Source organism: Acinetobacter sp. SwsAc4, assembly GCF_013391535.1.
Lineage (GTDB): Bacteria > Pseudomonadota > Gammaproteobacteria > Pseudomonadales > Moraxellaceae > Acinetobacter.
Window position 1 is genome coordinate 1 of sequence record NZ_JACAXC010000011.1, and the last position, 12,910, is coordinate 12,910.

Genomic DNA, 12,910 nt, shown 5'->3' on the forward strand with positions numbered 1-12,910 from the left:
TTGCCATGTCACTGAATACTCGTCCTAGAAAAGCGTTAGATTGGCTTACACCATTAGAGAAATTTGCTCAGCTTGTTGATTATCATAAGACTTTTCAAACTGTCGCACCTCATGTTTGAATTCGCCCTGCAATTGGTTCAGAGAAAAATATCCAAACATGTGCGCCATTACCTGAACGAGAGCGCTCAACCAAAAATGGTATATTTAAAGATAAGCACGCTTCAGAAAATGCAGTTACACAATTTTTCCAATCTGATTTATCAAAATCTACTGCGAGTAACCTACATTGATCTGTTGCTAATAGTGGGTAAATGCCTATAACTTTCTGTCCAGTTAAATGAGAATAAAGAACTTCTTGTGTGATGGGTAATAGTTGACGGCTTTTACAGTCTGAACATTTAATTTGAGGTTTGTAACAAATGCCATGTTTCCACTCATTTGCACAAGCAACAGAATAACCAGATTTTCCACTGCTATTTTCCCAACGATAAGCAAAGGTATCAGTTCGTCCAATAAACCTTTGAGAAAATAATAAAAGTCTTTCTTCTGCTGATAAATAATTCTTATTTTTTTCTTCAAGCGATATAAGTTTTTCTTTTTCTTGATAAAGGCTTTGATATTCATTTTGTAATAATGTGATTTGGTCTAAAATTTGCTGTAATCTAACTGCAATTTCTTTTAACTTATTATTCACTGATTTTTCCTAAAACACAGCTATTACTGTCCTAATATCAAATCTTAAATTAAAGAATTACAATATAATAAATCAATTAATTTTCAAAATATTATACAAAATTATTTATATGCATTAATTTCTTTAAAGTTTAGCTCGAAGACCCTCTAGCAATTGTAAAAGGCTTTGTTGCACAAACCTATCTGTAAAGGCTTTTTCAGCGATATAATTTTCAAATGAAGAAGCCTACACACAAAATCTACCGCACAACCAATTGGCCCGCATATAACCGAGCACTCATGAGTCGCGGAAATATTGCCATTTGGTTTGATCCTGCTACGCAATGGTATGCTCCATCAAAAGGCAAACAAGGGCGAAATCAAACCTACTCCGACGCAGCTATCCAATGCTGCTTAATGATTAAATCTCTATTCCGTTTGTCTTTACGTATGGTCACTGGCTTTGTGCAAAGTCTGATTAAACTTTGCGGATTAAATTGGACCGCACCAGATTACAGTACGCTTTGTAGAAGACAAAAGCATATTGATATTGCAATCAGCTACCAAAAAAGTAGCGATGGGCTGCATCTACTCGTAGACTCTACAGGCATGAAGTTTCTAGGTGAGGGCGAATGGAAACGCAAGAAACATGGAGCTGAATATCGTCGCCAATGGCGTAAACTACATATTGGTATAGATGCCAAAACCCTACAAATACGCGCTATTCAGCTCACAACCAATAATGTCAGTGATTCACAGGTGCTTGGTGATTTACTTAATCAGATTCCACAAGATGAGCAGATTGACTCTGTTTATACCGATGGAGCTTATGACACCAAGCAATGCCGTCAGGTCATTGCAGATCGGCAAGCGCATGCGGTGATTCCACCTAGAAAAAATGCGAAACCATGGAAAGATACAAAGAGTAGCTCGCTAGAGCGAAATGAATTACTTCGAACAGTTAAACATTTAGGCAGGACATTATGGAAAAAATGGTCAGGCTATCATCGCCGCAGTTTGGTGGAAACCAAGATGCATTGCATCAAATTATTAGGCGATAAATTAATGGCAAGAAGCTTTCCTAGTCAGGTGAATGAGATCCATGCACGTGTAGCAGTCCTTAACAGATTTACGGAATTAGGTCGCCCACTTACCCAAGTTACGCCTTAAATTTGGATCAATTAGGGGCGCTTTGCATTTCAAATCTTTGTGCAACAAAGCCATTGTAAAACAGAAAACAATCCCTGAGCATTTTGAATCTGTTCTACCGGAATACCATTAGTTAATTTATTTGATGACTTCATGAAATGCTGCATCCAGGTAGTATCTCCACCCGCCAGAGTCTCTAGTGATGTGGTAATACGGATTAAAGTGAGGGCTATTTCTCCTTGTTTTGAAGTGGGATCTAATTCAAGAGAGGTTAAAGTTTTCACCGAATCTATACTGAGTATTAAGGCTAGTTGATCCTGTGCAAGACCAAGTCGTTCAGCAGCAGCTAAAACTGCCTTAGCTAATATCATTTTCTGTTTTGCAGTTTTTTCTGATGTTGTATGCATGACCTATCCCTGTTTCAGACGCTGCTAACTTAATTTTTACTAAACATATATTAAATTTGGCTTTAGATAAGGAAGCAACGGTTAAATTATTTAACAGCATGTAGTTATTTTTAGACCTTCGGCTTTAAGTTCAAGAGATCGAGGTCTGCCAATACAGGCTAAATGTAAACAGAATTTAAATGCGGCCAGTGCTTTAGTATCTTTTGTTGAGTAAAGCTGGAGACGAACATAATCTTCTTGAGTCGTAGGATGCTCTGTTGTGCTCGATTTAGCCAGCTTCAGTAATAAAGGCTGTTTCTTTTTATCTAGCAATTGTACCAAGTCTTGTCCGAGCAAATGCCAAAATTGATGGGGAAACAGGTCTTTTACCTTGGAATAAAATGATTCCAATTGATCGATTTTATTCCATCGATAATGAATGCCGGTATGCAAACCGTAACACGACTTAAAAATGTCTCAAGCACCGCTTTTATTTCATCTGGCTTTTTTTCAAAGATATTTTGAATATTTTCAAAGAAATAGTTTCTTGCTATGCGCTCTTCAACGGTATCTATCATGGCGGGTTTCAAAGGTTTATCCAGATGATTTTTGTTGTTGAGATCAAATAACCTTGGGTTGCTTTTTTGAGATTTGAGTTGGCCCAGTTGTTTGGCATTTTCATACCAATAGCTAACCAGTTCGACAGGTAAGCTCATTTCTTGTGATACCCGGTCTGGATCATGATGAATTTCCAGTAAATTTAGGCACTTAAAAAACCATGCAAATGAAACTTTAGATTCTTTTGTTCCTGCGAAATATTTAAAAAAATCATGAGGCTGTGAGTTAAATGAAACCTCATCTAGAATGTCTTCTACGTTACTTTTTAACCAGTCAGTTTGATCGTTAAGTAACTGCTGACTTAAATGAACAGCATGCTTTTCAAAATTGAATGGAGCAGAATCTTTTACTGTGTTTAAAAATTTGAAAGAAGGTAGGTAGCCCATCATCTTCTTTGCTAATTGAGTATCGATGTCTGGATGATATTGCAGTATTTTATGCCCAGCGATCAGGTAGCTAAGATGAATATAGCTTTTAAAGGTTTCTGTAGGGTCAATGTGACCCAGTAAATGGGCAATCATAAACCAATGATTTTGACCATGCGTATGACGGAGTAATTCTGCTCGAATAGATTGATATTCTTCTTCTGTATAATCCGTCAGATTTTTGACCAATGGAGCGTAATTACAGTTGAGAACAACCGATAGGTGATTCGCTGCTGTGTGTCGAAATGAGTGGAAAGAATAATCATGAGTTTTAAAAAGCTCGTTCATAATCATTCTAAAAGGTGTTGTCACCGTATGTTTGTTCAGCTTGCTATTTTCATTCCAATTACGGAATAGGTATAAGTTTTCCTGATTGAGTAATCGTTGCTCGACTACATAATTACGAAATATTTGATATTCATCGGTTTTTAATAAGCAATACACAGGGACTTTGCGTTCAGCACTATCTGTTTTAAGTTGATGTAAGTTTCCTTTCTTTTTTGAGCCGTAGGGCTGAATCCATACGGATAGACAGCTCAAGCCCTCGATATCCCGCACACGTAAGCCCAGAATTTCATTAATACGCATACCGGTTCGGTAAGCTAAGATATAGATGATTTTTAATATCTTATAAGTGTTTTCTTGACTATTAGCACCTGAAAATAAGGTATCTAACTTGTTCATGAAAGCTTGATAAGTCAAAGGGCTAATAATACGGGCTCTAGGCCTATTTTGTACAGCGATTGACTCTAATTCGAGAGGTTCAGCTTCAAAAACTATTTGTTGAAAGCTCTGGAAGCGCTTCAACATACTGACAGTTTGACCAATGGATTTTTTAAAGTTAGGCTCGCCGGCTTCAGCTGCAAGTCGGGTGTTTGTAATGATTTGTCGGTAGATATTAATGATTATTGTATTAGGATCATCTTCGCTATCTAGATATTGTAAAGAATGGGTCAGCCAAGGCTCTGCAATACGCGAATAATAAGTGTAAATCGAACCGTCTTTTAAACGCTTATTCTGCTGAAACGATTTTTGAAATTGGCTAGTGCAAAAATTTAAACGTTCAGCCAGTGACTGAATTTGTTCTAATTCTGGTTTATAAAGGCTGATGAGCCATAAGGCGACACGTTTACTGTACTCATTAAATTTATTAGTATTTTCAATGCAATATTTAATGATTAATGCATCGATGCTTTGATCAGTTTGTGTGGTACGAATCAATTGTAAAAGGTCTTTGTGAATCTTTATCACATCATATAATGCTTGTTGAATGTCATCATTTGAGTAAGATTGACCCACAATAGATGGTGATTTTTCTACATCTGAATCAGTAAGAGTGTTCTGCTGATATTTAAATTTTGGATGAAGAAATCGTTCAAATTCTATTTCTGATAAGCCACAGGTTGCTGTATTTTCAATGAGACATTGTGACAGAGCAGGATCAATGTCAACTTTCGGCAGTTGCATCCAGTTGAAGCTAGCGTAGTCGCGTAATAATTTATAAGTTTTAAGATTAAATGGTAAATTTATCTTATTAAAAATAAGCTGTAGATAATCTTCTACATTCTGGTTTACTGTACGAATATTTCTGCTATTAAAATGAATTAACCATAAGCGGGTAATTTGATCAGGAATAAAATTACGCGATTTACGGATGGTTTTTTCATCAATAAAGAGATCTCCATAGGAAGGGGAGAGCGGTTCTAAAAATATAATGTTCAGATTTTCGATCTTTCTAATTTTGGCCGGATCTTTTAAATGTTGAAGCAAAGCCTCTAAAGAGGCTTTTTGATTTAAGCCGGAATAAAGCATGGCAGAAATAACAATATTTCCAATGATTTCATCATCAGAAAATGTCTTGCTATCTTTTGCTAGAATCCAGTAGTCCCAAAGCTTATCAAGAACTTCATCAACCTGCTGTCCCTTCTCGATCCAGTCCATCGTAAAAACTGGCTGATCACGCTTCATCTCAAATGTCAGATTCGGTAGGGGCAAAGTCTCACGACGATTTAAATTGATTTGCTTGATATATGACCGAAAAAATTCATGTGCATATTTTTTCCAGGCCAAGCTTGGAGCTTTGCGTTTAATAAACTCATAAATTGCTGGATATAAGGATTCAAGATGCCCTTTTTGTTCCAAATCTTGTTCTTGGAAGTATTGAATTAGCTCCTGTTCTACATCTACTCGAAGCTGTTCTTCCTGATCGAGTCGGTCTTGTTTTCTACGTGCTTCGGCATATAGTGTTCGAGTTTGCTTAGTACGTTTATTGAGTGAGGACATCGAGTTCAATACCGGTAATATTAAAATGATCTTTCATTTGTTCAAGAATATGAGCAATCCTTGAATATTGTGAAATAGATAAGCTGGAATAAGGATGAGCAGCTTCTTGCTGCATCGGTTCATGACCGAATAAAGCTAAAATTTCAATTTCGCTAATTTTATGGCTGAGAAACGCACGGGCAGTATGCCGGTGCCAGTTTTCATGTAGCAAACTTAACTCAGGGTTAGATTTTTTTATAATCGAAGGCCTTAAGGGGTACCATTGACCATCCTGAAAGATATTCAATAGTGGGAGCTTGCTCTCTAAAATTTGTTGAATATGTTGTGGAATTTCTGGCTGACTAGGAGCAATTTGAGTTTTAAAATAATGTAAAAAATCTATGAATTTCTGGAGTTCTTGTACAACAAAATGACCCAGTGGAATTAAACGTCCATAGCCTTGACGCCCACCCACCTCCTTATCAGAAACCATGCATATTTTTCTTTTCAGGTTAAAGCTTTTTAAAAAACCTGGAAATTCAGCGACGGGTCGTGCAGCAGTAAAGAGCAACAAGAAATGCCACATCCACAGATTGTAGTGATTAAAAATTGCTATCCAGTCGTCTTCTTTTTGTGAAATTATTCTGAATTTGAGAGTGGCAAAGATATTTTGAATCACATTTGAAGTAGGTGCTTTGCGGCTTCCAAAGTTTTTTTCTGCAGCATATTCAATATTCTGGTAGTCATCGGATAACGACTCACACAGCTCTTTTAAAATTGAGACATATTCAGTCTGTAAAGTCAGGATATTTTGATGACAATAAGAAGTAGAAGAAGACTTATTGGCATCAATACCAGTAAGAATGTCAGCAAGCTGTTTATTTCCAGTGCGTTGCAAAATAGTCTGATGTAAAAGAGAGCCAATTCTTATTAGTGATAATTTTGGAATATAAAATTTGGCTCTCAGCTGTTTCAAATGTTGCTGAAGGTCCTCTTCCGTAACGGGGTCACCGTCTCGCAGAGATTCAATAAATGAATTCGGGATCGGGATGTCCAGATGAACTGTTTGGTTGAGCAAGCCCTCTGGATAAGCAAAATCCTTATTTTCAAAAATTGAAAATTTACTTCTCAGATAATATTGTCCATTGCTTTGCTTGATTTGTTGGCGAGCGTTTAAATTTTTAGCACGTTTACTTTGTAGACGTAGCCACTCCTGGATTTTATTTCCTGTCAGAAATGACAACATCAGGATCAAGGATGCCTTCTTTTTTTTGGTTTCTTTATCCTTGTCTTTAGAGTCTTCTTTAATCTCAATAATGTAATTTTTATATAGTTCAGTAATTAGGGCACTTATGCTTGTGGTATTAGGAAAGAGGCTGCTGTATGGCAGCAAATGTTCTTTCCGTTGAATATGTTTGGCAACCAGAGGCAGCACATAGCTCTGGCTGGATTCTGAATATGCAGCAAGGGGGGTAACGATGGTTGGGTCTACTAATATTTGACGTGTATCTTGGTCATCTAGTTGTTGTTCTATATTGAGGGCTTTAGATTTTTGCCCTTTTTTAATTTCTGAACTTTCTGCAATCAGCTGATCTTCGTCTAAAAATTCATGTTGCAGTTGCGTCTCGATGCTCGCTTTTGCAATTTTTGCCTTATTTTCCAAAACATAATTAAAGGTGATGCGGATCACGTTTAGCAGGTTTTGCATAAAATCATTAGATGACTCTTTATCACGTTCTTCATCAATAACCTCATTCAAATACCGAATAAATTCAACTAAGGAAAGGGAGGGATCTTTAAGATACTTTTCCCAAAGGAGTCTATATTCAGGAGTATTTTGATATTCTTTTTCGGAACTTAGAATCCGATTGGCGGTACGGAAGCGTTGGAATAAACGTTTTACAGTATTGAAATGTTCAGTGTGATCCTCTTTAAAAAGTTCAGGTTTAATGTCTGGCAGTGCAATTAAATAGATTGCTGCTTTTAAGACTAGGATATTCCAGATTAAGGCATTTTCTTCTGACTCTGCTAATTGTGCAATTGAGTTCACATACCAAGTAACGGGTGTTGCACTAACAGTATGTTTTCGAGAGGAGACTAAGGCAGCGGGTCTAGCAACAACAGAATTGGTTTGTAGATCAAAATCTAATAGATCGAGGTTCAGCTCCTTCAGATATTGATCACTGGGGTGTGAAGTCAGTAAATCAGCAATATATTGAATATGTTCTGCACGGTTGAACTGCTCGTCACCAAAGAGTTTTTCCAGTGTCTGTTTTAATGATACCCGCGGAATATCAGCAGCATTTTGACGGCTTGGGTTAGATTCTGACATTATGCTTTCCATAACTGATCTGGCGTGAGAACGAAGTCCACATTGTTTAAAAGCTGTTGAACAACTTCACTGGTTTGTTGCAGTTGATCTAGCACATTTTGTCTTTTCCGGTTTATAACTTTATTGCGATAATTCAGCTGATTTCGTGTATATGACAGTAGATAGGCAAGCAGATCCAAACTCATTGTACGGTGAGGTTTGAAAGAGTTTTCTTTGTTTAACTTGTAAATAGCCTCGGCAGAAATGTATTCATTTATTAAGTTATGTAACCTTTTGGGATTTAATCTATTAAGATCATAATAAGTAGATGATAGAAATTTTAGAAATTCGGAACTAGCCACATTTTTTAATAGTTCGATTTTTTTGTTATCTTTGGGAAGAGAATGGATAATTAGATTAATTTCTTTGGGTGCGTTCTGAGTCCAGTATAGGAACCATTGGAAATTACTGGCGATGGTATAACCGGATAGATTAGTATCTTTCCAGACGTGAATTTCGGGACGTGGATTCAAGATACCTAGATCTGTTTTTAAAGCTTTGAAAGCCTCTTGATAGCAAAGATAAATTCCAGAAAAATCAGGGTGTATACTGATTTGGAGTTTATTAAAATTTTTGCACAACAATTTTTTAGGTGCGCCAAATTTTTCATTGAAATCAAAAGCCGTTTCCATAGTCCCCAAAAAGTTTAAAAAATAATCAAGTGAATATTCTTATAATTTTTTGAAATATTAAACAAGGTTGATTCACCCTATATTTTGTGTATATTTACAATTAATATACAATATGTTGTTATTTTTATATAATTTTAAGAACTAAATAACAATCTATAACATGCTGTATATTTAAAGATATAGAGGTTCTTACTTAGGAAATTAAAAAATTGAAACAGGTAGAAATTGTTACAAATATTCTAAGCAATCAATCTCCCACTCGAGTTTTCAGCCTTATTTACACATTAGAGGTATAGTTTCAAGCCTGATAAAAACGGAGCTTGAAAATTTTTAATAGCTAAAGAACTGAAAGAAGTTGAATATTAAATTAATACAGCCTCAAAATTAAAATGGACCTCTTTACCTAGAGGGCTATTATTTTGAGTTCATAGGGGACAGCTCTAGTTATCCCAGTATGAGACAGCCTCATTTTGAAGCTGTTTCAAATGCTTTTGGACTCATTCTTTAGAGATGCTAATGGCACCTGATTTGATTATAAAATATCTTTATATAATCTTATAAGTTTTCTAAGTGACCTAAATTTTTATTTTGTACGCTATGAAGGATAGTTTGCAAAATTTCAATTCGTGCAGCATATTTACTATCATTGGCAATGATGTACCAAGGAGAAATATCTGTGCTCGTGTATTTGAACATATCTGAAGCTGCTTGTAAGTAGGCATCCCACTTTTCTCTATTACGCCAATCATCTTCTGTTAATTTGAAGTTTTTTTGAGGTGTATTTTTTCGCATGTAAAAACGACGTAATTGTTCATCTTTTGAAATTGCTAGCCAAAATTTTATAACAATTGTATTCGTATCAGACAGTTGTTTTTCATACTGATTTATTTCTTCATAAGCATTTTGCCATTCTATTGGGTTAATTAAATCTTCTACACGTTCTACAAGTACACGTCCATACCAGCTGCGATCAAAAATATTAAGTGCCCCATTCGTTGAATGCTTATTCCAAAAACGCCACAAATAAGGACGTAATCGTTCAAAATTTTCTGGTGCTGAAATACTATGAATATTATATTCGTGTAGCCCTAGAAATTTAATGATGCGCTTAATTGAACTGCCTTTACCTGCGGCATCCATACCTTCAAAAACTAATACAACGTTATGTGATGAATAACGTAGAACATCTGCGACTTTCCTTTCTAGTTGTTTAATGGTTTTTTTATACTCTATGTGGCTAATTTCACTTTTTTTTATTTGAGTTAAACTTGAAGGAATAGGTGCCGCCTGATATTTTAATTTATTCTTAATTTGTACAGGTGGTAGTTTTAGATGTTTAAGTATTAATTGAGAAAACTGTGTATTTCTTTCTATATTGTTTTCACTATTAATGATTACCCAATCGTGGGTGAATCTATTTCTTAAAGTTTTAATTTGATTGTATAAGGTTTTAGTTTTCCATTTTTTTTGTGGAAAATCATCCCATGTAAAACGTGGAACTCTTTGGATTTTATCAATAATATCAATATTTTTTGTGCGAATTTTTACTTTGCTCCATGAAACTTCAAACCAAACTTTAATAATATCTACATTATTATTTTTTAAGTAACTTTCAAATTCATATATACGCTTTAAGTGTTCGTTGAATGTATTATTTTGTATTTCTTCATCATTTAATATAGTTGACGCTAGTAAATCAGTATACCAATTTCCATAAAAAAACATGATTTGTCCTTTTTTTGGAATGTCATTTATGTATGGTTGCCAAATTAATTTATTTTCTTTGACTCTATTTGGGGTTTCAGCCTTAATTTTTAAATATCTAGGATCCATTAATTCACTTAGCTTTTTGATTGATTGATTTTTTCGCGTTAGTTCAATTCCGCCAATTATTACTAATATACTTTTTGATTTAGAATTCTTGAGTTTATATTGTTCTTGAATTAATTTAATGGAGAGGTCTTGATAATTCATTTTAAGTCTCGTTTAAAAAATTTTTAATAAAATAATTATAAATTCAGTTGTAGTCAATGTTATTGTTTTATGATTAAAGTTGTTTTGCAACAACTTTTTTTTTGTGCCAGTAAAACAAAACCGACTAAAAAGATCGGTATTTTTTTAATTATTATTTTTATTAGTGTTATTAATATAAGTTATTGTTATTTATTAATATTTATTAGTATTTAAAATATTAAAAAATTAATTTTTGACCTTTTTTTATTTTAAGTTTATATTCTTTATAAGAAAAATTTGTTAATAGCAATATTTTTATATGTCTTTGGATGGGGGCTGTTGTGAGTCTTGAGATTTCAACTGTTTTAGAACATAAAGAAAACTTGAATAATGCTTTTTTTAAGAAAAAGACACAGGTTAGAGCAATTGAATCTGATTTTAAGATGGTGAATCAGACTATTAAGCTTCTATCAGAAGGTGGCGTTAATGCAGTTACATTAGAGGCAGTAGGTGTGAATGCAGGATACAGTCGCGGTTTGGTTTCTAGGCGCTATGGTTCTAAGGATCAATTACTTGTTCGAGTTTTAAATTATTTGGAAAACTGGTTAAATGAGAAATCTAAAATTGCAACTAATAATAAATATGGTTTAGATGCTATTAATTCATTAATTTTAAGTATTTCAGATGATTTTTATTTGTATCGTGAAAAATATAGAGCATATTTTTGGTTGAGATTTTATGGTTTAGAACAAAATAAAATTTTAAATGAATGTCTGGTAAAATCTCGTAATATTCGTGAGGAAAACACTATTAAATGGCTTAAAGAAGCATTAGCTCTAGAGGAATTATCACGAAATGTAGATATTGAAATGGTACATGATTTTCTTAAAACATCATTGATGGGTTTAGTTCATAACTGGATGGTAGATCCTAATTTTAATATTGAAATTAGATTGAAGCAGTTAGTTTATATTCATTTGAAAAATATGTTTTCAAATTCTCATTTGTATCATTCTGTTAATTTTTGGGGTGAATAATATTATGCAATTTACCCAATTAAAATATAGTAGTTTTTTAATTATATTCAGTATTACTGGTTGTCAACAAATAGATCCTTATCAACAGCCTAAAATTTCTTTATCTCATAATTATCCGATTCAAACTCAGCACTCTTACCAAGCACTTTCTTGGATTGATTATGTCAAAGATCAACAACTTATTAATATTGTCGATCTGGCACTAGTGGCGAATCAGGATTTAAAGATTGCTTCATTACGTATGCATGAAGCACAAGCGGCTTATAACATTCAACGTGCTGAACTTTTTCCGAATATAGGTGGTACTGCGAGCATGGAACGCAGTCATGTGCCTGCCGACTTATCTTATGTCGGTAGAGAAGTGACATCCAGTCAGTATTCTGTGGGTCTTGGCATGAACCAATGGGAGCTGGATTTGTGGGGTCGTATCCGCAGCTTGAATGAAGCGGCTTTGCAGCAATTTCTTGCAGTTGAAAGCAATGTGCGTGCAGCACGCAATAGTATTATGCAGCAAACTGTTCAAAGTTATTTAACGTTATCTGAACTGGATAAACGCATCCATTTTGCTCAGCGCTCTGTACAGAATTATGAAAAATCAGTACGAATTTTTAAGCGCCGTTTTGAGGTGGGTGCAGGCTCTAAAGTGGAATACATGCAAGCAAAAACAATGCTCAGTAATGGTCAAGCTTTAGTGGCTGAATTACAGAAATCCCGTGCACTGACTGCAAACTATTTAGTGCAATTGGTGGGACAGCCGATTTCTTTGCCTAAAACAGATTTAGATCAAGTGACTTTTAAAACAAGTATGCTACAAACGGGTTTGCCTTCAGACTTATTGTTGAACCGTCCTGATATTCATGCTGCGGAAGCAATGCTTAAATCTAAGCATGCCAATATCTATGCGGCACGCGCAGCATTTTTTCCACGTATCGCACTGACGGGCAGTTTTGGAACAGCCAGTGCAGATTTAGACGATTTATTTAAATCTGGCAGCAGTGTTTGGTCGTTTGCTCCAAGTATCAGTGTGCCGATTTTTACTGCGGGTCGTCTAAAAAATAATTTGACCTTAGCAGAAGTGCGTAAAGAGATTGCAGTGGCAGAGTATGAAAAGACGGTACAGAACGCATTCCGTGAAGTCTCTGATGCACTGGTTCAACAGAAATATTTAGATCAACAATTACGGATTCAGAAACAAGGACTCAGTGCTTTCCAGGAAACTGCACGGCTGGCACAACTGCGTTATGACAACGGTGCTGTGGGATATTTAGACGTTTTGGATGCACAGCGCAATTTACTTAGTGCAGAACAGCAATGGATTGAAACGCAAAGTAGCTTAATGCAGTCCTATGTCAGTCTTTATTTTGCCTTGGGTGGTGACACCGCATTTGCAAAAAAAATTTAAAAT

Annotated in this window: 8 protein-coding genes and 2 pseudogenes; 4 read left to right on the forward strand and 6 right to left on the reverse strand. The window is 35.1% G+C overall.

The features are described from left to right. A pseudogene (locus tag HYG88_RS07250) lies at positions 1–119 on the forward strand (IS30 family transposase); the annotation flags it as partial. On the opposite strand, the gene HYG88_RS07255 reads toward HYG88_RS07250, so the two are convergent. After that, a complete protein-coding gene (locus tag HYG88_RS07255) occupies positions 110–694 on the reverse strand; it encodes a hypothetical protein (protein WP_256731203.1) in 585 nt (194 codons plus the stop codon). The pseudogene HYG88_RS07250 and the gene HYG88_RS07255 sit on opposite strands and share 10 nt — an antisense overlap. A 215-nt stretch (positions 695–909) precedes the next feature. On the opposite strand from HYG88_RS07255, the gene HYG88_RS07260 reads away from it, so the two are divergent. Beyond that, positions 910–1,842: an IS5-like element IS17 family transposase gene (locus HYG88_RS07260; RefSeq protein WP_099475569.1), complete on the forward strand. Its 933-nt coding sequence runs from the start codon at positions 910–912 to the stop codon at positions 1,840–1,842. A gap of 29 nt (positions 1,843–1,871) precedes the next feature. Here HYG88_RS07260 and HYG88_RS07265 read toward each other — a convergent pair whose 3' ends face one another. From HYG88_RS07265 to HYG88_RS07285, 5 genes and pseudogenes are all read right to left on the reverse strand, one after another. After that, positions 1,872–2,228: an antitoxin Xre-like helix-turn-helix domain-containing protein gene (locus tag HYG88_RS07265; protein ID WP_178882812.1), complete on the reverse strand. Its 357-nt coding sequence runs from the start codon at positions 2,226–2,228 to the stop codon at positions 1,872–1,874. Between the two features lie 90 nt (positions 2,229–2,318). Further along, positions 2,319–5,533, reverse strand: a pseudogene (locus tag HYG88_RS07270) (tyrosine-type recombinase/integrase). Next, entirely contained in the window at positions 5,517–7,844 is a 2,328-nt protein-coding gene (locus HYG88_RS07275; RefSeq protein ID WP_000004527.1) for a hypothetical protein, read from the reverse strand. The pseudogene HYG88_RS07270 and the gene HYG88_RS07275 overlap by 17 nt, the downstream one beginning before the upstream one ends. Further along, a complete protein-coding gene (locus tag HYG88_RS07280) occupies positions 7,844–8,515 on the reverse strand; it encodes a hypothetical protein (protein WP_100834159.1) in 672 nt (223 codons plus the stop codon). The genes HYG88_RS07275 and HYG88_RS07280 overlap by 1 nt, the downstream gene beginning before the upstream one ends. 555 nt (positions 8,516–9,070) lie before the next feature. Further along, positions 9,071–10,489 carry a phosphate--AMP phosphotransferase gene (locus HYG88_RS07285; protein ID WP_039047363.1) on the reverse strand — a complete coding sequence of 473 codons (1,419 nt, stop codon included), beginning with the start codon at positions 10,487–10,489 and terminating at the stop codon, positions 9,071–9,073. A 320-nt stretch (positions 10,490–10,809) separates the two neighbouring features. On the opposite strand from HYG88_RS07285, the gene HYG88_RS07290 reads away from it, so the two are divergent. Further along, positions 10,810–11,505 carry a TetR/AcrR family transcriptional regulator gene (locus HYG88_RS07290; RefSeq protein ID WP_005137634.1) on the forward strand — a complete coding sequence of 232 codons (696 nt, stop codon included), beginning with the start codon at positions 10,810–10,812 and terminating at the stop codon, positions 11,503–11,505. Positions 11,506–11,509: 4 nt separating this feature from the next. After that, positions 11,510–12,907 carry an efflux transporter outer membrane subunit gene (locus HYG88_RS07295; RefSeq protein WP_039047364.1) on the forward strand — a complete coding sequence of 466 codons (1,398 nt, stop codon included), beginning with the start codon at positions 11,510–11,512 and terminating at the stop codon, positions 12,905–12,907. The last annotated feature ends 3 nt before the right edge of the window (positions 12,908–12,910 follow it).

Coding starts and splice junctions, on each gene's coding strand:
- HYG88_RS07260 (WP_099475569.1), top strand. CDS start 910: ATGAAGAAGCCTACACACAAAATCTACCGCACAACCAATTGGCCCGCA.
- HYG88_RS07265 (WP_178882812.1), bottom strand. CDS start 2,228: ATGCATACAACATCAGAAAAAACTGCAAAACAGAAAATGATATTAGCT.
- HYG88_RS07275 (WP_000004527.1), bottom strand. CDS start 7,844: ATGTCAGAATCTAACCCAAGCCGTCAAAATGCTGCTGATATTCCGCGG.
- HYG88_RS07280 (WP_100834159.1), bottom strand. CDS start 8,515: ATGGAAACGGCTTTTGATTTCAATGAAAAATTTGGCGCACCTAAAAAA.
- HYG88_RS07285 (WP_039047363.1), bottom strand. CDS start 10,489: ATGAATTATCAAGACCTCTCCATTAAATTAATTCAAGAACAATATAAA.
- HYG88_RS07295 (WP_039047364.1), top strand. CDS start 11,510: ATGCAATTTACCCAATTAAAATATAGTAGTTTTTTAATTATATTCAGT.